This window comes from Agrobacterium sp. 22-223-1 (assembly GCF_053522385.1).
Map to the genome: position 1 here is coordinate 81,371 of NZ_JBNWCN010000006.1, position 22,278 is coordinate 103,648.

The 22,278-nt window shown below is 60.0% G+C and carries 19 protein-coding genes; 4 read left to right on the forward strand and 15 right to left on the reverse strand.

What is annotated here, in order from left to right; translation table 11 throughout:
- The first annotated feature begins 219 nt into the window (after nucleotides 1-219).
- Both ACQZ60_RS21340 and ACQZ60_RS21345 read left to right on the forward strand, forming a co-directional pair.
- Nucleotides 220-696, forward strand: a complete 477-nt coding sequence (locus ACQZ60_RS21340) for a chemotaxis protein CheW (RefSeq protein WP_003504949.1) — start codon at nucleotides 220-222, stop codon at nucleotides 694-696.
- Nucleotides 697-1,062: 366 nt separating this feature from the next.
- Nucleotides 1,063-2,796, forward strand: a complete 1,734-nt coding sequence (locus ACQZ60_RS21345; RefSeq protein ID WP_059759921.1) for a methyl-accepting chemotaxis protein — start codon at nucleotides 1,063-1,065, stop codon at nucleotides 2,794-2,796.
- Nucleotides 2,797-2,842: 46 nt separating this feature from the next.
- On the opposite strand, the gene fdhD is transcribed toward ACQZ60_RS21345, so the two are convergent.
- The 8 genes from fdhD to ACQZ60_RS21385 form a co-directional block, all read right to left on the reverse strand.
- Nucleotides 2,843-3,658, reverse strand: a complete 816-nt coding sequence (gene fdhD / locus ACQZ60_RS21350; protein WP_082710744.1) for a formate dehydrogenase accessory sulfurtransferase FdhD — start codon at nucleotides 3,656-3,658, stop codon at nucleotides 2,843-2,845.
- A gap of 346 nt (nucleotides 3,659-4,004) precedes the next feature.
- Nucleotides 4,005-4,415, reverse strand: a complete 411-nt coding sequence (locus ACQZ60_RS21355; RefSeq protein WP_003492358.1) for a F0F1 ATP synthase subunit epsilon — start codon at nucleotides 4,413-4,415, stop codon at nucleotides 4,005-4,007.
- Nucleotides 4,416-4,545: 130 nt separating this feature from the next.
- Nucleotides 4,546-6,000: a F0F1 ATP synthase subunit beta gene (atpD, locus tag ACQZ60_RS21360; RefSeq protein WP_003523533.1), complete on the reverse strand. Its 1,455-nt coding sequence runs from the start codon at nucleotides 5,998-6,000 to the stop codon at nucleotides 4,546-4,548.
- A 23-nt stretch (nucleotides 6,001-6,023) separates the two neighbouring features.
- Entirely contained in the window at nucleotides 6,024-6,902 is an 879-nt protein-coding gene (locus ACQZ60_RS21365) for a F0F1 ATP synthase subunit gamma (protein WP_035263533.1), read from the reverse strand.
- A 30-nt stretch (nucleotides 6,903-6,932) separates the two neighbouring features.
- The gene (gene atpA / locus ACQZ60_RS21370; protein ID WP_004443771.1) at nucleotides 6,933-8,462 is read right to left on the reverse strand and encodes a F0F1 ATP synthase subunit alpha; all 1,530 of its coding nucleotides are present in this window, start codon (nucleotides 8,460-8,462) and stop codon (nucleotides 6,933-6,935) included.
- Nucleotides 8,462-9,028: a F0F1 ATP synthase subunit delta gene (locus ACQZ60_RS21375; RefSeq protein WP_170988551.1), complete on the reverse strand. Its 567-nt coding sequence runs from the start codon at nucleotides 9,026-9,028 to the stop codon at nucleotides 8,462-8,464. Before ACQZ60_RS21375 ends, atpA begins: the two co-directional genes overlap by 1 nt.
- Before the next feature lie 261 nt (nucleotides 9,029-9,289).
- The gene (locus tag ACQZ60_RS21380) at nucleotides 9,290-9,676 is read right to left on the reverse strand and encodes an AGROH133_08824 family phage infection protein (RefSeq protein WP_003523527.1); all 387 of its coding nucleotides are present in this window, start codon (nucleotides 9,674-9,676) and stop codon (nucleotides 9,290-9,292) included.
- A 79-nt stretch (nucleotides 9,677-9,755) separates the two neighbouring features.
- Nucleotides 9,756-11,972: a primosomal protein N' gene (locus ACQZ60_RS21385; protein ID WP_448736097.1), complete on the reverse strand. Its 2,217-nt coding sequence runs from the start codon at nucleotides 11,970-11,972 to the stop codon at nucleotides 9,756-9,758.
- Nucleotides 11,973-12,105: 133 nt separating this feature from the next.
- On the opposite strand from ACQZ60_RS21385, the gene ACQZ60_RS21390 reads away from it, so the two are divergent.
- Both ACQZ60_RS21390 and ACQZ60_RS21395 read left to right on the forward strand, forming a co-directional pair.
- Nucleotides 12,106-13,041, forward strand: coding sequence for a tyrosine recombinase XerC (locus ACQZ60_RS21390; protein WP_035263532.1), 936 nt, complete (start codon nucleotides 12,106-12,108; stop codon nucleotides 13,039-13,041).
- Between the two features lie 80 nt (nucleotides 13,042-13,121).
- Nucleotides 13,122-14,216, forward strand: a complete 1,095-nt coding sequence (locus ACQZ60_RS21395) for a TraB/GumN family protein (protein ID WP_035263531.1) — start codon at nucleotides 13,122-13,124, stop codon at nucleotides 14,214-14,216.
- Here ACQZ60_RS21395 and ACQZ60_RS21400 read toward each other — a convergent pair.
- The 7 genes from ACQZ60_RS21400 to ACQZ60_RS21430 form a co-directional block, all read right to left on the reverse strand.
- Nucleotides 14,200-14,688, reverse strand: coding sequence for a DUF2867 domain-containing protein (locus ACQZ60_RS21400; RefSeq protein WP_035263530.1), 489 nt, complete (start codon nucleotides 14,686-14,688; stop codon nucleotides 14,200-14,202). The genes ACQZ60_RS21395 and ACQZ60_RS21400 overlap by 17 nt on opposite strands.
- A gap of 79 nt (nucleotides 14,689-14,767) precedes the next feature.
- A complete protein-coding gene (locus ACQZ60_RS21405) occupies nucleotides 14,768-15,268 on the reverse strand; it encodes a cytochrome b (protein WP_035263529.1) in 501 nt (166 codons plus the stop codon).
- Between the two features lie 127 nt (nucleotides 15,269-15,395).
- Nucleotides 15,396-16,802, reverse strand: coding sequence for a dihydrolipoyl dehydrogenase (lpdA, locus tag ACQZ60_RS21410; protein WP_448736098.1), 1,407 nt, complete (start codon nucleotides 16,800-16,802; stop codon nucleotides 15,396-15,398).
- Between the two features lie 67 nt (nucleotides 16,803-16,869).
- On the reverse strand, nucleotides 16,870-17,511 hold the full coding sequence (locus ACQZ60_RS21415; RefSeq protein WP_269831305.1) for a LysE family translocator: 642 nt from the start codon (nucleotides 17,509-17,511) through the stop codon (nucleotides 16,870-16,872).
- Between the two features lie 10 nt (nucleotides 17,512-17,521).
- Nucleotides 17,522-17,932: an MAPEG family protein gene (locus tag ACQZ60_RS21420; RefSeq protein ID WP_448736099.1), complete on the reverse strand. Its 411-nt coding sequence runs from the start codon at nucleotides 17,930-17,932 to the stop codon at nucleotides 17,522-17,524.
- 23 nt (nucleotides 17,933-17,955) lie between these two features.
- Entirely contained in the window at nucleotides 17,956-19,188 is a 1,233-nt protein-coding gene (gene odhB, locus ACQZ60_RS21425) for a 2-oxoglutarate dehydrogenase complex dihydrolipoyllysine-residue succinyltransferase (protein WP_035263525.1), read from the reverse strand.
- A gap of 53 nt (nucleotides 19,189-19,241) precedes the next feature.
- Nucleotides 19,242-22,238: a 2-oxoglutarate dehydrogenase E1 component gene (locus tag ACQZ60_RS21430; protein WP_035263524.1), complete on the reverse strand. Its 2,997-nt coding sequence runs from the start codon at nucleotides 22,236-22,238 to the stop codon at nucleotides 19,242-19,244.
- Nucleotides 22,239-22,278 lie beyond the last annotated feature (40 nt).

Genomic DNA, 22,278 nt, shown 5'->3' on the forward strand with positions numbered 1-22,278 from the left:
AAAATCAAAGAGAGTATTTTCGCGTTTCGAAGAAAAGCGAAAATACTCCAGCGCAGCTTCGCATTTAGGTTTGCGAAACCATCTGATGATACAAATCATCCATTGAAGACGGAAATATTGTTTCCGGCTGTTCAGGCACCAGGCAGAACGCCAAATCCGCATATGCAAGTGTCGGTGCACTTGCGCCGGCCTCCACAGCGAGCATTGGGAAGAATTCTGATGGCAATGATTAACTCTACCAATTTTGGCGGTGAGACGCTCGAAATCATCGCGTTCCGCCTGCATGATCAGGAATTCTGCGTAAAGACGACGACCATCCGCGAAATTCGCGGCTGGGCGCCTTCCACGCCCATTCCCCACGCGCCGAAAGACGTCATCGGCGTCATGAACCTGCGCGGCTCTGTCATTCCGATCATCGATCTGGCTCACAAGCTCGGCATGAAGAGCACCGTCGCCAATGAGAGAAGCGCGATTGTGGTGGCGGAAGTGCACAACATGGTCATCGGCATGCTCGTCGACCGCGTTTCCGACATTCTGACGATCCCGGCAAACCAGGTTCAGCCGGTTCCGGAAATCTCGGCCTCCTTCGACAAGTCCTATTCGGAAGGCATTATCGCTAACGAACATGGCATGATCTGCTTCCTGAACCTTGCGAAAATGTTCAAGGGAACCGAAGCGGAAGATCTCGCGGCCTAATCAGGCCTTTTCGGCTGGCCACGCCACAAGAAGAGTATCGATCAATCCAGACCGCCGGAGCACTCGCCCGGCGGTTTTGTTTTTACTCTTTACCTCGCCTTATTAAATAAGAACATTTTAATATTATGGATATCTAATATTAAAGGCCGTGGAACAGTATCGCGCCGGCACGAATATCACGCTGGCCCGATACCTGACCGAGGCGGAGAGACGGAAGTGCCTGCATTGCTGCCTTCGGCGGCAAACCTGTTCGTTGTTCAACATGATACGACGCGGACCGCATATCCTGTGCGGCTCGCCGCGCCGTGGGCCGTTTTTGGGGGACGTATAATGCTGGGGTTAGGTAAAAGCGCAGACAACAGAAATATGCTCGATGCGATATCGAGATCGCAGGCGGTCATAGAATTCGATCTCAAGGGTAATATCCTCACCGCGAATAAAAATTTCTGCACGGCGCTGGGTTATGATCTCACTGAGATCGTCGGCAAGCACCATCGCATCTTCTGCGATAGCGAGCTTGCCGGGTCGCGGGCCTATCAGGAATTCTGGGAGTCTCTCGCCCGTGGCGAGTTCCAGGCCAGGGAATATCGCCGTATCCGCAAGGACGGCTCGGTTATCTGGATCGAGGCCTCTTACAACCCGGTTTTCCGTTCCGGCAAACCCTATAAGGTCGTGAAGATCGCCACCGACATCACCGCCAAGAAAATCAAGGCCGTGGACGATGCGGGCAAGATGGAGGCGCTCTCCCGTTCGCAGGCCACAATCGAATTTTTCCCGGACGGCACCATCATTACCGCCAACCCGAATTTCTGTGCCACGGTGAATTACGACCTCAAGGAAATCGAGGGCAGGCATCACCGCATGTTCTGCGATCCAGCCTATGCCGCCTCGCCCGCCTATGGCAATTTCTGGCCGCGACTGGCGGCAGGGGAATTCATCTCGGATGAATTTGTCCGATACGGAAAGAACGGCAAGGAAATATGGATCCAGGCCGCCTATAATCCGGTGCTGGACGAGGCGGGCAAGGTCGTCAAAGTGGTGAAATTCGCCACCGATGTCACGCCGCGCATGAGCGCCATCAGTGTGCTTGCCGATGCCCTGCGGGCGCTGGCCGAAGGTGATCTTGTGCAGCGCCTCGACAACAGCTTCGTGCCCAGCATGGAAAAGCTGCGCGCGGACTTCAACGAAGTCGTCGCCAAGCTGCAGGCCACCATGCAGACCATCGCCCACAATGCCTCGACAATCGCCTCGGGCTCCGGTGAAATCCGCATCGCCGCCGATCAGCTTTCGCAGCGCACCGAACAGCAGGCCGCCTCACTGGAAGAGACCGCAGCCGCGCTGGAGGAAATCACCACCACCGTTACCGATGCCAGCCAGCGCGCCGGCGAGGCCGGAAAGCTGGTATTGCGAACGAGAGAACATGCCGAACATTCCGGCGATATCGTCCAGCAGGCAATTTCCGCCATGGACGCGATTTCGCGTTCCTCGGGTGAAATCACCAATATCATCGGTGTCATTGACGACATCGCCTTCCAGACCAATCTTCTGGCCCTGAATGCGGGTGTCGAAGCCGCCCGGGCCGGGGAAGCGGGCAAGGGTTTCGCCGTCGTGGCGCAGGAGGTTCGCGAACTCGCACAACGGTCCGCCGTTGCGGCCAAGGAAATCAAATCCCTCATCAACACCTCCCGCGAGCAGGTCGCCAACGGTGTGGATCTGGTGGGCAGAACCGGCGGCGCGCTCCGGGATATCCAGTCGCAGATGAGCGAGATCGACACCAATGTCTCGGCGATCGTTGAAGCCTCGCGCGAGCAGGCGAATGGTCTCAGCGAAATCAATCAGGCCGTCAACGTCATGGATCAGGCCACCCAGAAAAACGCCGCCATGGTGGAGGAAACCACCGCCGCCAGCCACGGCCTCGCCACGGAAGCGGAAAATCTGCACGAATTGCTGCGGCAGTTCAGAATATCGCATGAGGCATCGCCCGTCCGCCCGGCCGACAAAAAGCCAGCCGTCGTCACCCGGCTCCCGACGCCGCAACCGCGATATGCCGCCGCGCCAAGGTCTCACGGAAACGCAGCGGCCGAATGGGCGGAGTTCTAGGCCCGCTCTGAAGCCAAGGGCCGCCGGGAAACGGCGGTCTCAATGTTTATAGAATGATACGATCCGCCCGGGTGAAGATTTCAAAATCTTCACCTCTCACCAGCGCCACAAGTGTGACACCCGAACTCTCGGCCGTTTCGATGGCAAGCGCGGTAGGCGCGGAGATCGCCGCCAGAATGGGGCTGCCAAGAATGGCCGTCTTCTGGACCATTTCCACCGACAGTCGGCTGGTGACCACCACAATGCCCGTATCGGGCGATAGGTCCGCATTGACGACCGCACCTGCGAGCTTGTCGAGCGCATTGTGGCGGCCGACATCTTCGCGGACAGCAAGCAGCCCTTTTTGAGGATTGTAGAAACCCGCGCCGTGAACTGCCCGCGTTTCGCGATTGAGGCTTTGCGCTTCATTCAGCGCTTTCACCGCGGCAACGATATCATCACCCTCAACGGAGACTTCCACGCCGCTCAACTCCGGTACCACACGGACCGCCTGTTCTATGGATTCGATGCCACAAAGACCGCAGCCGACGGGGCCTGCCATATGCCGCCGTCTTGCCCTCAGCGCATCCGCATTGGCATCCTGCAAATCCACCTGAACATCGAAGCCCTGCCCGGCCTCGATCACTTCGATGGAACGGATTTCCACCCTTGTGGATATGATGCCTTCCGTAAGACTGAAACCGACCGCGAAATCGACAAGATCAGCGGGGCTGGCCATCATAACGGCATGGGTGCTGCCGCCATAGGAAAAGGCAACCGGCACCTCCTCCGGCACCGCCCTCTCGCCCTCCACTATGGCCCCTTCGCGCAAAGCGGTTCTTGCGACCCTTCGGTAACTTGCCTCTGCCGACACGCCGATCACTCCTCCATGACGAAAATCCGCTTCGTCTCTCTCACGATCTCAAAGCAGCATTTCTTCCCGGTATCACATCTAACCGAAAGCCCTGAAAATCGGAATCGGTTTCCCGGGTGCGCCCGTTGAAGGCGCTCCCTGCCTCACCCATTTTCCGCACGTCCATCACTGATGCAATCCCGCCAACGCCGTTCAGAAGCTCAGATCAGGCCAGGTGACGGGTTTCTATGCGAAAGCAGCCATGCTTCGCCTGATATGGGGAGGTAACAGCCCAAAACAAAAAAGCGACCGAAGCGGCCGCTTTCTGCTTTAGGTTTTTTGTGGGCAGTCATTCTTTCGAACCCGCCCGGTGCTTTCAAGCAGCGACGAGAACCTCATGCAGGTTCGTCAGTTCGTAAAGGTGCTTTTCAAGCTTAGTCAGATGTTCATGATGATGATTGCCCTCTTCGATTTCGGCCTTGGCCGCATCGATACGCTTCTGCAGCGTGTCGGGAGACATATCGTCGGCCGAAACGGCGGATTCGGCGAGAAGCGTGCAGCCGGTCGGCAGAATATCGGCAAAACCGCCGAAGACGACATATTTATGCGTCTCGCCGGAAGCGAACTTCACCGTTACCAGACCCGGCTTGATCGTGGTCATCGTCGGCGCATGATTGGCCAGAACGGTCATTTCACCCAGCGTAGCCGGGATGACGACTTCCGTAACCGTTTCGGAAACGAGCAGACGCTCCGGGGAAACGAGATCGAATTTGAAACTGTCAGCCATGGCTATTCACTTCTTTTCAATTACGCGGGCGTCACGGACTTGTCTTTTACAACGCAGGCGAAAGCCGTTCCGGTTCGCCACCATTGTCGGCAGGGCGCGCGGCTAGAGCCACGCGCCCGCCAATTCATGATCAGGCAGCCTCGGCAGCCAGCTTCTTTGCCTTTTCGATGGCTTCTTCCATCGAACCGACCATGTAGAAAGCAGCTTCCGGCAGGTTGTCATACTCACCATTGACCAGGCCCTTGAAGCCCTTGATCGTGTCTTCGAGAGCGACGAGCTTGCCCGGCGAACCGGTGAAGACTTCAGCAACGAAGAACGGCTGCGACAGGAAACGCTCGATCTTGCGGGCGCGGGCAACCGTCAGCTTGTCTTCTTCCGACAGTTCATCCATGCCGAGGATGGCGATGATGTCCTGGAGAGCCTTGTAGCGCTGCAGGGTCGACTGAACCTTACGAGCCACTTCATAGTGCTCTTCGCCGACGATCATCGGGTCAAGCATACGCGAGGTGGAGTCGAGCGGGTCAACAGCCGGGTAGATACCCTTTTCAGCGATCGAACGCGACAGAACCGTCGTTGCGTCAAGATGCGCGAACGAGGTGGCAGGTGCCGGGTCGGTCAAGTCGTCGGCGGGAACGTAAATGGCCTGAACCGAGGTGATCGAACCCTTGGTCGTGGTGGTGATGCGTTCCTGCATCTGGCCCATGTCGGTTGCGAGCGTCGGCTGGTAGCCCACGGCCGAAGGAATACGGCCGAGCAGAGCCGATACTTCCGAACCAGCCTGCGTGAAGCGGAAGATGTTGTCCACGAAGAACAGAACGTCCTGGCCTTCGTCACGGAAGTTTTCAGCGATCGTCAGACCGGTCAGAGCGACGCGGGCGCGGGCGCCCGGCGGTTCGTTCATCTGGCCGTAAACGAGTGCTGCCTTGGAGCCTTCGCCGCCGCCGAGCTTGTTGACGTTCGACTCGATCATTTCGTGATAGAGGTCGTTACCTTCGCGGGTACGCTCACCAACACCGGCGAATACCGAGTAACCGCCGTGCGCCTTGGCGACGTTGTTGATGAGTTCCATGATGAGAACCGTCTTGCCAACGCCGGCGCCGCCGAACAGGCCGATCTTACCGCCCTTGGCGTAAGGAGCCAGAAGGTCGACGACCTTGATGCCGGTGACGAGAATCTGTGCTTCCGTCGACTGCTCGACGTAAGACGGCGCGTCCTGGTGGATGGCGCGCTTCTTGGCCGTGGTGATCGGACCGGCTTCGTCAACCGGCTCGCCGATGACGTTCATGATGCGGCCGAGCGTTTCGGGACCGACCGGAACTTCGATCGGCGCACCCGTGTTGACGACGCCCTGACCGCGAACCAGACCTTCGGTCGAGTCCATGGCGATGGTGCGAACGACGTTTTCGCCGAGATGCTGCGCGACTTCCAGAACGAGGCGGTTGCCATTGTTCTCGGTTTCGAGCGCGTTCAGGATCGGAGGCAGTTCGCCTTCGAACGCCACGTCGACAACAGCGCCGATAACCTGGGTAACCTTGCCCGCGCCGTTCACCGCTGCGGTTTTCTTGGGGGTAGCTGCCTTAGCCATTATCCTTACCCTCTTTCCTTACCTCAGAGCGCTTCCGCGCCCGAAATGATTTCAATGAGTTCCTTGGTGATCTGAGCCTGACGCTGACGGTTGTAGGACAGCGTCAACTTGTTGATCATCTCACCGGCATTGCGCGTTGCATTGTCCATCGCGCTCATCTTGGCGCCCATTTCACCGGCTACGTTTTCGAGCAGAGCCCGGAAAACCTGAACCGAAATGTTGCGCGGAATAAGGTCTTCCAGAATAGAAGCCGCATCCGGCTCATATTCGTAGACGGCGTTCTGCGTCGCGGCATCCTCTTCCACAACAGGCGTTGCGGCGGGAATGAGCTGCAGGCCGGTCGGGATCTGGCTGATGACGGACTTGAATTCCGAATAGATCAGCGTGCAGACATCGAACTCACCCGCGTTGAAGAGCGAGATCACCTTCTTGGCGATCTGGTCGGCATTTTCAAAACCGACCTTCTTCACGTCGCGCAGTTCGATGCGCTCGATGATGTTGGCTGCAAATTCGCGGCGAAGGCTGTCGTAACCCTTCTTGCCAACCGTGATGATCTTGACCGTCTTGCCTTCCGAAATCAGCTTGCGGGCGTGATCGCGGGCAAAACGGGAAATCTGCGAGTTGAAACCGCCGCAAAGGCCACGTTCAGCCGTGCAGACGACGAGCAGGTGCACGTCGTCCTTGCCGGTGCCGGTCATCAGCGCCGGAGCAACGTCCGCCTCGACCGCCTTGGCGATGTTGGCGAGAACGGCGCTCATGCGCTGAGAATAAGGCCGGGCGGCCTCCGCAGCTTCCTGGGCGCGCCGAAGCTTCGCCGCGGCGACCATTTTCATCGCCTTGGTAATCTTCTGCGTCGCCTTTACGGAGGCAATGCGGTTTTTCAGATCCTTTAGTGAAGGCATCCGTTATCCGTCCGAGTAAAAGAGCCCTGATTACGAGAAAGACTTGGCGAAGCTATCAAGGGCGCCCTTGAGCTTGCCCTTGGTATCGTCGCTGATAGCCTTTTCCGTGCGGATGGTGTCGAGGATCGCCTTGCCTTCCGAGCGGAGGTAGGAAAGCAGACCCTGCTCGAACTTGCCGACCTGTGCGACCGGAACCTTGTCGAGGTAACCGTTGACACCGGCGAAGATCACCGCGACCTGCTCTTCCGTCTTGAGCGGAGAGAACTGCGGCTGCTTCAGAAGCTCGGTCAGGCGGGCGCCGCGGTTGAGCAGGCGCTGCGTGGAAGCGTCGAGGTCCGAACCGAACTGGGCGAAGGCGGCCATTTCGCGATACTGGGCGAGTTCACCCTTGATCGAGCCGGCAACCTGCTTCATCGCCTTGATCTGGGCGGCGGAGCCAACGCGCGAAACCGACAGACCGACGTTAACGGCCGGGCGAATACCCTGATAGAACAGGTCGGTTTCAAGGAAGATCTGGCCGTCGGTGATCGAGATCACGTTGGTCGGAATGAAGGCCGAAACGTCGTTACCCTGGGTTTCGATAACCGGCAGAGCCGTCAGCGAACCAGCGCCCATTTCGTCGGAGAGCTTTGCAGCGCGCTCGAGAAGACGGGAGTGGAGGTAGAAAACGTCACCCGGATAAGCTTCGCGGCCCGGCGGGCGGCGCAGCAGAAGCGACATCTGACGATAGGCAACGGCCTGCTTGGAAAGGTCGTCGTAGCCGATGAGAGCGTGCTTGCCGTTGTCACGGAAGTACTCGCCCATGGCGCAACCGGCAAACGGAGCGAGGTACTGCATCGGAGCCGGGTCGGAAGCAGTAGCAGCAACGATGATCGAGTACTGCAGCGCGCCGCGCTCTTCCAGAACCTTAACGAACTGGGCGACGGTCGAACGCTTCTGACCGATAGCGACGTAGACGCAATAAAGCTTGTCGCCATCCGGGCCATTGTCGTGAATGGCCTTCTGGTTCAGGATCGTATCGAGGATGATGGCGGTCTTGCCGGTCTGGCGGTCGCCGATGACGAGCTCGCGCTGGCCGCGGCCAACCGGGATGAGCGCGTCGATGGCCTTGAGGCCGGTCGACATCGGCTCATGAACCGACTTGCGCGGAATGATGCCGGGAGCCTTGACGTCGACGCGCGAACGCTTGGCGGCATTGATCGGGCCCTTGCCGTCGATCGGGTTGCCGAGCGCGTCAACGACGCGGCCGAGCAGCTCCGGACCGACCGGAACGTCAACGATAGCGCCAGTCCGCTTTACGGTGTCGCCTTCCTTGATGTCACGGTCCGAACCGAAGATAACCACACCGACGTTGTCGGCTTCGAGGTTGAGCGCCATGCCGCGAATGCCGCCGGGAAACTCGACCATTTCGCCGGCCTGAACATTGTCGAGGCCATAGACGCGGGCGATACCGTCACCGACGGAAAGCACCTGACCGACTTCCGAGACTTCCGCCTCGTTGCCGAAATTTTTGATTTGATCTTTCAGAATTGCGGAAATTTCCGCGGCGCGGATATCCATCAGCCAACCTCTTTCAGTGCAAGCTTAAGGGTGGAAAGTTTGGTGCGAAGAGACGTATCGATCTGGCGAGAGCCGACCTTGACGATCAGGCCGCCGAGGATCGACGGATCGACGGTAACGGAAACCGCCACATCCTTGCCGGTAACGCTCTTCAGCGCCGCCTTCAGTTCAGTTTCCTGCGCCTCGTCGAGCGCATGTGCCGAGGTGACCTCGGCGGTGATTTCGCCGCGGTGGGCGGCGGCAATGGTGCGGTAGGCGCGGATCATGCCGGGAACGGCAAAGAGACGGCGATTATTCGCAACGACCTTGAGGAAATTGAGAGCGAGACCGGCAATGCCGGCCTTTTCGCAGATCGCGGTGATTGCCTTGAACTGATCCTCGGCGGAAAACACCGGGCTCGCAACCAGACGCTTCAAATCGTCGCTTTCGTCGAGAAGTGCGCCGAACTTATCCAGATCGGCCTGAACCGCTTCGACCGCACCCGCTTCCAAAGCAAGCTCGAAAAGCGACGACGCATACCTTTCCGCTACACCGGATGTTCCATGGGAGGTGTCTGCCACGGGCACTTTTTCCCTGCTAATCGTCCAAGACCATCAGCGATGGGGCTCCACCGCATCAAATTCTTGAAATCGTTTCAATTTCCCCGAAAAAGACCGGAATTCCCCCCTGCCTTTTCCCAATTTCGCGGTCCGTCTAGCATAGGACGCCGGGACTCGCAACACGCGTAATAGCGGAAAGCGCCGTTTGGGCAAGGGGGAATGCGTTTAAATTTTCCGATTTCGCCCAGGATGCGGCATCTGTGCGTCACAAAAGGCAAAAAGCCCGCTTCAGACCAGCCCGAACACGTAGCTCAACGACAGTGCAGCGAGCAGAAAGTGTACAACCAGAAGTAAGAAATTCCGCATGGTTGCGCCACCATCGGAGAGTATGGAGAGAATGCCGCCAAAGACACTGAGGCCGAAAGCCGCACCGAAGGCGAGATAGACCATGGGCTGCGCGAGAAGCAGGGCGGCGGCGCCGAGACCGAGATAGAACCCGGCAAGCGACGAACGCACAAGCGCATAACCATCCCTGCGCTCACCCGCCGGCTGCAGACCGAAGGCACGCAGCGTAATACCCGGCGCAAACATGAAAAAAAGGCCCATCACGGCCGAAACCACCGCCGCTCCGAAGGCCAGCTGCTCGCCGAACTCGGCGGGAAAATAAAACTCCATCTCGTTCCCCAAATCATTTTGACTGCCTGCTGCGTTATGACACGGTCATGACAGCGGGAAAACGCCCCGGCGGCAAAGTTCAAAGGAAACTTTGCGGGTCGATATCGAGCTGCACATGCACACTGCCGCGCTCTTTCGGGCCATTGGCCAGAAGCGTGCGGAGAAAAGACTGCATGTCGGAATTGCGCCGCCCGTGCACCAAGAGGCGGAAACGGTGGCGGCCACGGATGAGCGCGAGCGGCGCTTCCGCCGGGCCGAGCAGCATGATGCCGGCAACCTGCGGGGCTGCGGCCCTCAAGCCCCGGGCATGGGTTTCCGCTTCCCCGCGCGTATCGGCGGAGACGATGATCGAGGCAAGCCGTCCGAAGGGCGGCAGAACGGCTTTTTCCCGCTCCACGATTTCCCTTTCGTAGAAGGCCGATGCATCGCCCGAAACGATGGCCTGCATGACGGGGTGCTGCGGCTGATAGGTCTGCAACAGGCCATGGCTCTTCAACCCCGTGCGCCCGGCGCGCCCCGTCACCTGCGACAACAGCTGAAATGTTCGCTCCGCCGCACGCGGATCGCCATTGGCAAGGCCGAGATCGGCATCGACGATGCCCACAAGTGTCATCAGCGGAAAATTATGTCCCTTGGCGACGAGCTGCGTGCCGATAACGATATCGGCCTCGCCCTTGACGATCGCCTCCAGTTCCAGCCGCAGGCGCTTGACGCCCATGAGATCGGAGGAGAGTACGATGGTGCGGGCCTCGGGGAAATGTTTCTCCACCTCCTCGGCGATGCGCTCCACACCCGGCCCGCAAGCCACCAGATGATCGAAGGTTCCGCATTCCGGGCAATGATCGGGCGTCGGCTCGCTGTGGCCGCACTGGTGGCACTGCAATTGATTGCGGAACCGGTGCTCCACCAGCCAGCTGGAACATTGCGGGCATTGGAAACGGTGACCGCAGACCCGGCAGAGCGTCAACGGCGCATAACCGCGACGATTGAGGAAGAGGAGCGCCTGCTCACCCTTTTCGATGGTCTTGCCGATGCCGCGCAGCAGGACGGGCGAAAGAAACCCTCCCCTCTCTGGCGGATGACGCCGCATATCGACAAGGTGCAGATCGGGCATCGCCGCATCGCCGAACCGCGTGTGCAGGTGGATGGTGTTGTAACGCCCCGAACTACCGTTGACCTGACTTTCGACCGATGGCGTGGCCGACACCAGCACGACAGGGAATTCCGCGATCCGCGCTCTCACCACCGCCATGTCGCGGGCATTGTAATAGACGCGGTCTTCCTGCTTGTAGGCCGGGTCGTGCTCCTCATCGACGATGATGAGACCGAGATTGTCGAAGGGCAGGAAAAGGGCCGAGCGCGCGCCGGCCACCACCTTCACTTCGCCCGTCACCGCCTGCCGCCAGACCTTTTCTCGCATCCGCGGCGACAGGTCCGAATGCCATTCCGCCGGTTTCGCACCGAAACGGTCCTGAAAACGTTCAAGGAAGGCCGCCGTCAGCGCAATTTCGGGCAACAGGATGAGAACCTGCCTGCCCTGCCGGAGCGTCTCCGCCACCGCCTCGAAATAGACCTCGGTTTTGCCAGAACCTGTGACGCCGTCGATCAGCGAAACATGAAACCCGCCCTTGCGCACATCCTCGAGTATCTCCGAAGCGGCCTGTTTCTGCGGGCCTTCCAGACGCGGCTCGACATAGTCAGGATCGGGTTCGGCCACGACAGGCGGCGCCGGCAGAAACACCGTCTCGAATACGCCCTGCTTGACGAGACCGTCGATAACGCTGGTCGAAACGCCGGCGGCATGGGCAAGCCCGCTCTTCGTCCAGCCATGCCCTTCAGCCGCCTGTTCCATCACCCGCTCGCGGGCGGGGGTAAGGCGCTCCGGCCGGCCTTCGGTCAGCCGCAGCCCCTCGATCATCGGCTCGGGATCGAAGGCGGCAGGTGCTCTGAGCGCCATGCGGGCCACGAGGCCGGGCGGAGACAGCGTATAGGCGGCGACCCAGTCGACGAAGCGGCGCATTTCCGCCTTCAGCGGCGGGCACTCGAAACTTTTGGTGATGGGCCGCAGCTTCTTCGGATCGACGCCGTTCTCGCCCGCATCGTCCCACACCACGCCAAAGACCTGCCGGGGGCCAAGCGGCACCTGCACGACGGAACCGGTCTCCACCACCATATCCTCGGGCACCGAATAGCTGTAAGGCCCGGGCGCCGGCATGGGCACGAGAACGGGCACCGTGCGCGTGGGCGACGGCGGGTCGAACAGAGCCCCAAACAGATCGGACGAATCTTTAGCCATGATGTGGCGACCATGCCCCGGCGACAGGAAAAAGGAAACCGCCCGGATGTAGTGGGCGCGCCTTGCAAAGTCCACCTCTTAACCAAATGCTGACCATAAGCGCATAGTTTCGAAGCATGGAAAGGAACGCCACGTGACCGAAATCCTGACATTTGCCCAAGCCGATCTTTTGAACGAGCGCCAGTCCTGGCTCGCCGCCCTCGCGGGCGAACGCCGGCTTTCGGACAATACCGTCGAGGCCTATGAGCGCGATACCCGGCAATTTCTGACATTCCTGACCGGTTACATCGGCAAACCGGCCTCAATCACCGATATTGCCGATCTGCGTCCGGTCGATCTTCGCGCCTTTCTGGCCAACCGGCGCAAGGAAGGCGCCGGCGCACGTTCGCTGGGCAGGCATCTGGCAGGCCTGCGCTCCCTGCTTCATCACCTGCAGAAAAAAGGCCTGGTGAATGCCGCAGGCGCCACCGCCATGCGCGCACCAAAACAGCCGAAATCGCTACCGAAACCGCTGACCGACCGGCAGGCGCTGAAAATCACCACGAGTGAAGCGCAATTGAACGACGAACCATGGATCGCCGCCCGCAATGCCGCGGTTCTTTCACTGCTTTATGGCTGCGGCCTTCGCATTTCCGAGGCGCTTGGCCTTACCCCGGCCGATTTCCCACCCGGCGCCCGCAGCCTGCGCATTACCGGCAAAGGCAACAAGACGCGGATTGTGCCCCTACTGGCGGTGGTGACGGAAGCTGTCGATACCTACAGGAAGCTTTGCCCCTATGCCCTGTCGGCGGATGAGCCCATGTTCCTTGGCGCACGCGGCGGCAAGCTGCAGCCCGCCATCATCCAGAGGGAAATGCAGAAGCTGCGCGGCGCTTTCGGCCTGCCGGAAAACGCCACACCGCATGCGCTGCGCCACTCCTTCGCCACGCACCTTCTTGCCGGCGGCGGCGACCTGCGCACGATTCAGGAACTGCTCGGCCATGCGAGCCTCTCCACCACACAGGTCTATACCGGGGTCGACACCGCAAGACTGCTGGAAATCTACGACAACGCCCATCCTCGCGCATGAAGCAGGAAATGGTTAACCATAATCATTAACCAGACATCCAAGCCGCCGTTCTATAAGCGAACGACAACCGGATTGGACCGATGCACAGCCTGATAAAACCGCAAAACCTCACCGCCACCCTGATGGGCAAGACCGGCGACGCCCTGCTGTGGCTGCTTGCCGCCCTGCATGTCACCGCCGTCGCAATCCTGCTCATGACTTTGCTTTCGCTGGGGCAAGCGGAAGCCGCGCAGCAGATCACCTGCACCGGCAGCGACATTCTCGTGGAAATGCGCAAGACCGATCCGCAGGCCCTCGCGAAGATCGAGCAGGAAGCGGCCGCGATCCCGAACGGCAAGGGCAATTTCTGGCGCATCGAAAAGGCGGGAACGCCCACGTCCTATCTTCTCGGCACCATGCATGTCACCGATCCGCGTGTTCTGGAAATGCCTGCCGCCGCCAGCCCCGCCTTCGAGAAAGCCGCGACGGTGATCGTGGAATCGGACGAAATCGTCGATGACAAGAGGGTCGCCGCCTCGCTGCTGAGCAAGCCCGAACTCACCATGTTTCTGGATGGCAAATCGATCACCGACATCCTGTCGCCGGAAAATGTCGCGCGTCTGGAAAAGGGCCTCAAGGAACGCGGCATTCCGCTGAACGCCGTATCGCGAATGAAGCCATGGATGCTTTCGAGCTTCGTCGCCCTTCCCGCCTGTGAGTTCGCCCGCAAGGCCACCGGCCTCTCCTTTCTGGACAAGAAGCTGGCCGAAGATGCCATCGCGGACGGGAAACACCTTGTCGGGCTGGAGACCATGGTGGAACAGCTGACGGCCATGTCCGAGCTGCCGATGGAATTTCATCTTCAGGCGCTGATCGAAACGCTCGAACTGGGCGACCGCATGGATGACATCATGACAACCATGACCGATCTTTACGTCGCCGGCGATATCGGCATGACCATGCCCATGCTGAAAAGCCTGGACCCCAAGAAGGCTGCGGCTGAAAGCGAACAGGGCTACGCCGCCTTCGAGCAGCGCATCATCACCGACCGCAACCACGTCATGGCGGAACGGGCCGCCCCCGAGCTTGCCAGGGGCAATGTTTTCATGGCCGTGGGCGCACTGCATTTGCCGGGCGAGGAAGGCCTTGTCGAATTGCTGCGCGCGGAAGGCTTCACCCTCACGCGGGTCGATTGACCGGCTCACTCCCGATGCTGACGGGCCGGACGTTGGCGCAGAACGGCCGCATCGTCGCCGGCACGATGCGGCGGTGAAACGGTCCGACGACAAGAAGATAAAGCCGCCCAAACAGGTTCTTGCGCCTGACGATGGTGGTGACACTCACCAGCTGGCGGTTTTCCTTCTCTTCGAGATCGACGACGATCCGGAAATCGAGATGGCAGTCGTCGAAGCCCAGCACAGTCCGCTGTGGCGTGGAGGACAGGACTGGAAAACCGCCTGCCGACGTCCCAGCCACCATTTCGACCGCTCTTAAACCGAAAAGCGCCACCACGCGGTTTCGAAGCGCCATAAGGCTGCGGATCCATGCCGGAGGATGATCGAGAAGGAGCCTGCTCACATGGAGGGAGGACGGCTCCGGCGTCACCATCTCTCCCTGATAGCAATCCCGCCAGTCTGCGCCCGGCAATATGTCTTCGATATCCTGCATTCCCGAACCCCGGCCGCACGATGCGGCAGGGGTCACCTTCCTCTTTTTCCGAGAAACCGGAAACGCGACAAACCGCCGCTCAGCCGTGCGTCATGCGCTTCAGGACATTGGTGCGCCAGTAGAACTGGTGAACCAGAACGGCGACGACGTGACCGGCGATCAACACCCACATCAGCGCCTTGAAGGGACCGGAATGCAGCTGCCCGGCCGGCTGAGCGCCGAAGTAATAAGCGGCAATACCGGACAGGGGCAGGACGAGGAACAGGGCATAAAAGGTGAAATGCGCCACCTTCGCCGCAATCTGAAATGGCCTCGGCTCTTCGGCGGGATGCGGCGGCACGCCCTGGAAGAATCGTAGACAGAGGCGCAGCACCGCAAGCAACAGAATGGTGAAGCCGACATAGGCGTGAATATTGGCCGAAGATACCTGTTCCGGCGTCAGTGTTTCGCCCCGCCGCATCAGCCGGTAGGCATGTTCCATCCCATCGGGAAACAACAGGTTGAAGAAGATCAGAAGCGCCATCGCCCAATGAATGATGCGCTGCGGAACGGTGAAGGAAACTTGATTTGGAAACGCCATTTTATTGCCTTTTATCAAAAGGTTAGACAGGCTGTGGCGCGAGTATGGAAAACCCCGGCCTACATGGCAAGCCGGGGTTTGGCAGATGACTGAAATTTAATGTTGGAGTAGAGGGCTCCAACACCGATCACATGTGGATCGGCTTGAAGAAGGTCGCCAGCGCCGCTTCCTTCACGGCTTCCGACATGGTCGGGTGCGCATGGCAGGTGCGGCCCAGATCTTCCGAAGAACCGCCGAATTCCATCAGCACGGTGATTTCGTGGATCATTTCGCCAGCGCCGAAGCCGACGATGTGGCCGCCAAGAACCCGGTCGGTTTCCTTGTCGGCAAGGATCTTCACGAAACCATCCGTCACCTGCATGGCGCGGGCGCGGCCATTGGCGGTGAAGGGGAACTTGCCGACCTTGTAGGCGATGCCTGCGGCCTTCAGTTCTTCCTCGGTCTTGCCGACGGAAGCGATTTCAGGCTGCGTATAGACCACTGCCGGAATGACATCGTAATTCACATGGCCGCGCTGGCCGGCGAGGATTTCCGCGAGAGCAACGCCCTCGTCTTCCGCCTTGTGCGCCAGCATCGGACCCTTCACCACGTCGCCGATCGCATAGATGCCATCGACATTGGTCTTGTAGTGGCCGTCGATTTCGACACGGCCGCGGCTGTCCAGCACAACGCCGGCTTCCGCAAGGCCGAGACCTTCGGTGTAGGGCTTGCGACCGGTGGAGATCAGCACGACGTTTGCTTCCAGCGTTTCGGCAGCACCGCCCTTGACCGGCTCGAACACCACCTTTGCACCGGCAGCGGTCTTTTCAACGGCCGTCACCTTCGCGCCGAGCTTGAAATCGAGACCCTGTTTGGCGAGCAGGCGCTGGGCCTGCTTGGAAACTTCGCCATCCATGCCGCCGAGAATATTGTCGAGATATTCAACGACAGTGACCTTGGCGCCGAGACGCGACCAGACCGAACCGAGCTCGAGGCCGATGACGCCGCCGCCGACAACGATGAGCTTTTCCGGAACCTTGGAAAGAGCGATCGCGCCGGTGGAGGACACGATGACGCTTTCATCGATATCGACCTGAACGCCCGGAATGCCGGCAACATCCGAACCCGTGGCGATGACGATGTTTTTCGCTTCGATTTCTTGGCTCTCGCCCTTGTCGTTGGTGACGGAAACCTTGCCGGCGGAAACCACCTTGCCGGTGCCCTGGAAGGCATCGATCTTGTTCTTCTTGAACAGGAAGGAAACGCCGTCGACATTGGCCTTCACCACGCCGTCCTTATGGCCCATCATCTTTTCAAGGTTCAGCTTCGGCGCGGCGACTTCGATACCGAGCGTATCGACGCCATGGGCGACATGGGCGAAGGTTTCGGACGCGTGCAGCAGCGCCTTGGAGGGGATGCAGCCGACATTGAGGCAGGTGCCGCCATAGGTCGCGCGCTTTTCGATGACAGCGACCTTCAGGCCGAGCTGTGCCGCCTTGACCGCGCAAACATAACCGCCGGGGCCTGTGCCGATTACAACTACATCATATGCCATGTTCGTTTTCCTGATTGATGTCGGGCAAGATGCCGGATCATTGCCCTGCTTGCGTTTGACCTGAAACTCAGGCCGCTTTTTCCGTTGCGAGTTTTATACCGAGAGCGATGAAGACCACGCCGCTGGTGCGGTCGATCCATTGGCTGGCGCGCTGAAATGCAGCCCGCATGCGCGGCGTCGTCATGAACAGGCTGACACCGACGAACCACAGGATAAGGCAGCTCGCCATGACAAGACCGTATCCGAACTTGATGGCGACCGGCGTGTGAGCGTGAACCACTGTCGAAAAGATCGACAGGAAGAAAAACACCGGCTTGGGATTGAGCGCGTTCGCCGCGAAACCGAGCGTGAAAGCCTTAAGCGCCGTCTGGCTGCTTTTCGCCTGAACGCCTTCATCTTCAGCGGCGGGCAATTCGGTCTTGCCGGCGCGCAGCGCCTTGATGCCGATATAGATCAGATAGGCGACGCCCAGCCATTTGACGATGTTGAAGAGATAGATCGACTGGGAGATGATGAGGCCAAGTCCGAGGATCGTATAGGTGACGTGGAACATCAAAGACGTCCCCACCCCGAAGCTGGTGATGATGGCCTGTCTGCGACCGTGCACCATGGCCTGACGCATGACCATAGCGAGATCGGCGCCGGGCGAGACGATCGCAAAGGAGAAGATCGCCATCAGGGATGCAAGTTCGATGAGATATTGATGCATAGGCTCGACCTCAGATCAGCGCGACAAGCATGAGGACCAGACCGCCAAGGGACACGACCCACGCGGTCGACCGCACATAGGGCACGCCTGCCAGATAAAGCGGGATGTAGACGATGCGCGCCATGGTCCATATCCAGCCGCCCGTCAGCCCCCAGCCGGAAGCGTCACCGGCGATCGCAAGAGCGAGAGTGAGACCGACGAAAGCCGGATAGGTCTCGCGAAAATTATCCGAGGCGCGCTGCGCACGCCCTGCAAACACCCCTTTGAGGTCCTGCCGGGTATCGCGCGCGCCCGCATTCCAGGCAAGGCCGAGTTCCCGCGTCGCGGACATGGCCTGAAGGCAGATATGCAGGAGAAGAAGAACGACGCTGAGCGACAGCAGGAACACGAAAGGTCCATTCCCGCCGGCCAGGTTTTCCATCCCTCTTCTCCCCTGTTTCAGTCTTAGAGATCGAGAACCAGACGTTCCGGATCTTCCAGGCTTTCCTTGACGCGAACGAGGAAGGTCACGGCTTCCTTGCCGTCAACGATACGGTGATCGTAGGAGAGCGCAAGATACATCATCGGACGGATGACGACCTGACCGCCGATGGCGACCGGACGCTCCTGGATCTTGTGCATACCGAGGATGCCCGACTGCGGTGCATTGAGGATCGGCGAGGACATCAGCGAACCGTAGACACCACCATTGGTGATGGTGAAGGTGCCGCCCTGCATGTCGGCCATGCCGAGCGAACCGTCACGCGCTGCCTTGGCGAGGCGGCCGAGTTCCTTTTCGACGCCGGCGATGGAGAGCTGGTCGGCATCGCGGATAACCGGAACGACGAGGCCCTTGTCGGTGCCGACAGCCATGCCGACGTGACAATAGTTCTTGTAGATGATGTCCGTGCCGTCGATTTCAGCGTTGACGGCGGGCAGTTCCTTCAGCGCGTGAGTCACGGCCTTGGTGAAGAAGCCCATGAAGCCGAGCTTGACGCCGTGCTTCTTCTCGAACACGTCCTTGTAACGGTTACGCAGGTCCATGACGGCGCTCATGTCCACCTCGTTATAGGTGGTCAGCATGGCGGCGGTGTTCTGCGCATCCTTCAGGCGGCGGGCGATGGTCTGACGCAGGCGGGTCATCTTCACGCGCTCTTCGCGAACGGCATCCTGCTCTGCGGAAACCGGGCGGGGGGCTGCAGCCGGAGCCGGCGCGGCGGCCGGTGCCGAAACGCCCTTGGCGACAGCGGCGAGAACGTCACCCTTCAGAACCTGACCGCGCTTGCCCGAACCGTCGACCTGATCGGCGGACAGGTTGTTTTCAGCAAGCAGCTTGCCGGCGGCAGGTGCGGGCGGCATGGAGCCGGTTGCCGGTGCGGCAACGGCAGCAGGTGCCGGTGCGGCAGCCGCAGCAGGCTTTGCCGGTTCTGCGGCAGGTGCAGAGGTCGCTGCACCGGCGGCACCTTCGGCGATCTGGCCGAGAAGCGCGTCGAGACCGACAGTCTCGCCGTTCTGCGCAACGATTTCGGTGAGAACGCCGGACGCAGGCGCCGGGACTTCGACGGTAACCTTGTCGGTTTCCAGTTCAACGAGCGGTTCGTCGGCCTTGACGGTATCGCCGACCTTCTTGAACCAGGTGCCGACGGTCGCTTCGCTGACGGATTCGCCGAGGGTTGGTACGCGGATTTCAGTGGCCATGATCTAGTTCCGTTATTCAGGTGTCTTTTTTGCGGGGCGATGCGGGAGAGTTTTCACTCTCCCAGCGCGTCTTCCAGGAACGCAGCAAGCTGCGCCAGGTGCTTGGACATCAGGCCGGTCGCCGGAGAGGCGGCAGCCGGACGGCCCGTGTAACGGACCTTCTGGTACTTGGCGTCGATATGCGCCAGGACCCATTCCAGGTAAGGATCGATGAACGACCACGCACCCATGTTCTTCGGCTCTTCCTGGCACCAGACCATTTCCGCATTGCGGAAGCGCGACAGCTCGTTGATGAGCGCCTTGGCCGGGAACGGGTAAAGCTGTTCGATACGCAGCAGATAGATATCGTCGATACCGCGCTTTTCGCGTTCCTCGAGCAGGTCGTAATAGACCTTGCCCGTACACATGACGACGCGGCGGATCTTCGAATCCTTCTGCAGCTTGATCGGGCCGTCCTTGATGACTTCAGCATCGTCCCACAGGAGACGGTGGAAGGAGGACTCGCCTGCAAGCTCGGCCAGCGAAGAGGTGGCGCGCTTGTGACGCAGCAGCGACTTCGGCGTCATCAGGATCAGCGGCTTGCGGAAGTCGCGCTTCACCTGGCGGCGCAGGATGTGGAAGTAGTTGGCCGGCGTCGTGCAGTTGGCAACCTGCATGTTGTCTTCGGCGCACATCTGCAGCCAGCGCTCCAGACGGGCGGACGAGTGTTCCGGGCCCTGACCTTCGTAACCATGCGGCAGAAGGCAGACGAGACCGGACATGCGCAGCCACTTGCGTTCACCCGAAGAGATGAACTGGTCGAACACCACCTGCGCGCCGTTGGCGAAGTCGCCGAACTGAGCTTCCCAAAGGGTCAGCGCATTCGGACGGGCCAGCGAGTAACCGTATTCGAAGCCGAGAACAGCTTCTTCCGAAAGCATCGAGTTGATGACTTCGTAACGGGCCTGCGTCGGCGAAAGGTTGGCGAGCGGGATGTAACGTTCTTCGGTTTCCTGATCGTAGAGAACCGAGTGACGCTGCGAGAAGGTGCCGCGTTCGCAATCCTGACCGGAAAGACGAATCTTATGGCCGTCGGCAACGAGCGAACCGAACGCAAGCGCTTCCGCCATTGCCCAGTCGATGCCTTCGCCCGTCTCGACCATCTGCGAGCGGTTTTCCATGAAGCGCTGGATCGTGCGGTGGGCGCTGAAGCCTTCCGGAATGGTCGACAGCTTCTTGCCGATTTCCTTGAGCTGCTTCATCGGTACGCCGGTCTTGCCGCGACGCTGCTCATCGGCATTGTCGGCAGCGCGCAGACCCGACCACTGACCGTCCAGCCAGTCGGCCTTGTTCGGCTTGTAGGACTGGCCTGCCTCGAATTCCTGTTCGAGATGAGCGCGCCAGTCGGCCTTCATCTTCTCGAATTCGCCTTCATTCATCAGGCCTTCCGCGATCAGGCGGTCGGCATAGATGCGCGCGACTGTCTTGTGGCCACGGATAACCTTGTACATTTTCGGCTGCGTGAACGCCGGCTCATCGCCTTCGTTATGGCCGAAGCGGCGGTAGCAGAACATGTCGATGACGACAGGCTTGTGGAACTTCATGCGGTATTCGGTCGCAACCTTGGCCGCATAGGTAACCGCTTCCGGATCGTCGCCGTTAACGTGGAAGATCGGCGCTTCGATCATCTTGGCAACGTCGGACGGATAGGGCGACGAACGCGAGAAAGCCGGGTTCGTCGTGAAGCCGATCTGGTTGTTGATGATGAAGTGCATGGTGCCGGCAACGCGGTGACCGCGCAGACCGGAAAGGCCGAGAATTTCGGCAACCACGCCCTGACCCGCGAAAGCGGCATCGCCGTGCAGCAGGAGCGGCAGCACCTTGGCGCGTTCCGACAGCGGAATGATGTCGCCGTCCCACACCTTGGCCAGCTGGTCCTGCTTGGCGCGGGCCTTGCCCATGACAACGGGGTTGACGATTTCAAGGTGCGACGGGTTGGCCGTCAGCGACAGGTGAACCTTGTTGCCGTCGAATTCGCGGTCGGAGGAGGCACCGAGGTGGTACTTCACGTCGCCCGAACCCTCGACATCGTCAGGCTTGAACGAACCGCCCTTGAACTCGTGGAACACGGCGCGATGCGGCTTGCCCATCACGTTGGTCAGAACGTTCAGGCGACCGCGGTGGGCCATGCCGAGAACAACTTCTTCCAGGCCTTCCTGGCCGCCGCGCTTGATGATCTGCTCCAGCGCCGGGATCAGCGATTCACCGCCATCGAGGCCGAAACGCTTGGTGCCCTTGAAGCGCACGTCGAGGAACTGCTCGTAGCCTTCGGCTTCGACCAGCTTGGACAGAATGGCCTTCTTACCTTCAGCCGTGAAGGCGACGCCCTTGTCCGGACCTTCGATGCGCTCCTGAATCCAGCCTTTTTCTTCCGGGCTGGACATGTGCATGAATTCGACGCCGATGGTGGAGCAGTAGGTGCGCTCCAGAATATCGATCATCTCGCGCACGGTCGCGTATTCGAGGCCGAGCACGTTATCGATGAAAATCTTGCGGTCGTAATCGCTTTCCTCGAAGCCGTAGGACTTCGGCGACAGCTCGTTGTAATCCTCAACCGCGACCGCGATGCCGAGCGGATCGAGCTTGGCATGCAGGTGGCCGCGCATGCGGTAGGCGCGGATCATCATGATGGCGCGAACGCTGTCACGGGTCGCCTGCAGAACTTCCGCCTGGCTGACCGGCTTGCCGGTGTCGGCGCTCTTGGCCTCAGCTTTCGCCTGAACCTTCTTCTCGATGGCCTTTTCGACCGTGGCCCAGTTGCCGTCGAGTGCGGATACCAGTTCGCCATTCGCCGGGATCGGCCAGTTGGCGCGCTTCCAGGAGGCGCCCTTGGCCGCCTTCTTCACGTCTTCCGGATTATCGGACAACGCCTTGAAGAAGCTCTGCCACTCCGGCGACACGGAAGAGGGGTCCTCTTCGTACCGGGCATAGAGCTGCTCGATATAGGCTGCATTCGCGCCGTCCAGAAACGACGTGATCTGAAACTGCTCGTTCGCTTCTTGCCTTGCCATTGTGTTCTTGCGGACTTATCCGTCCGCCTCCTCGATGCCG

Bases quoted from the DNA above. Each gene is read 5' to 3' on its own strand.
- ACQZ60_RS21340 (WP_003504949.1), top strand. From the start codon at position 220: ATGGCAATGATTAACTCTACCAATTTTGGCGGTGAGACGCTCGAAATC.
- ACQZ60_RS21345 (WP_059759921.1), top strand. From the start codon at position 1,063: ATGCTCGATGCGATATCGAGATCGCAGGCGGTCATAGAATTCGATCTC.
- ACQZ60_RS21355 (WP_003492358.1), bottom strand. From the start codon at position 4,415: ATGGCTGACAGTTTCAAATTCGATCTCGTTTCCCCGGAGCGTCTGCTC.
- atpD (WP_003523533.1), bottom strand. From the start codon at position 6,000: ATGGCTAAGGCAGCTACCCCCAAGAAAACCGCAGCGGTGAACGGCGCG.
- ACQZ60_RS21365 (WP_035263533.1), bottom strand. From the start codon at position 6,902: ATGCCTTCACTAAAGGATCTGAAAAACCGCATTGCCTCCGTAAAGGCG.
- atpA (WP_004443771.1), bottom strand. From the start codon at position 8,462: ATGGATATCCGCGCCGCGGAAATTTCCGCAATTCTGAAAGATCAAATC.
- ACQZ60_RS21380 (WP_003523527.1), bottom strand. From the start codon at position 9,676: ATGGAGTTTTATTTTCCCGCCGAGTTCGGCGAGCAGCTGGCCTTCGGA.
- ACQZ60_RS21385 (WP_448736097.1), bottom strand. From the start codon at position 11,972: ATGGCTAAAGATTCGTCCGATCTGTTTGGGGCTCTGTTCGACCCGCCG.
- ACQZ60_RS21395 (WP_035263531.1), top strand. From the start codon at position 13,122: ATGCACAGCCTGATAAAACCGCAAAACCTCACCGCCACCCTGATGGGC.
- ACQZ60_RS21400 (WP_035263530.1), bottom strand. From the start codon at position 14,688: ATGCAGGATATCGAAGACATATTGCCGGGCGCAGACTGGCGGGATTGC.
- ACQZ60_RS21405 (WP_035263529.1), bottom strand. From the start codon at position 15,268: ATGGCGTTTCCAAATCAAGTTTCCTTCACCGTTCCGCAGCGCATCATT.
- lpdA (WP_448736098.1), bottom strand. From the start codon at position 16,802: ATGGCATATGATGTAGTTGTAATCGGCACAGGCCCCGGCGGTTATGTT.
- ACQZ60_RS21415 (WP_269831305.1), bottom strand. From the start codon at position 17,511: ATGCATCAATATCTCATCGAACTTGCATCCCTGATGGCGATCTTCTCC.
- ACQZ60_RS21420 (WP_448736099.1), bottom strand. From the start codon at position 17,932: ATGGAAAACCTGGCCGGCGGGAATGGACCTTTCGTGTTCCTGCTGTCG.
- odhB (WP_035263525.1), bottom strand. From the start codon at position 19,188: ATGGCCACTGAAATCCGCGTACCAACCCTCGGCGAATCCGTCAGCGAA.
- ACQZ60_RS21430 (WP_035263524.1), bottom strand. From the start codon at position 22,238: ATGGCAAGGCAAGAAGCGAACGAGCAGTTTCAGATCACGTCGTTTCTG.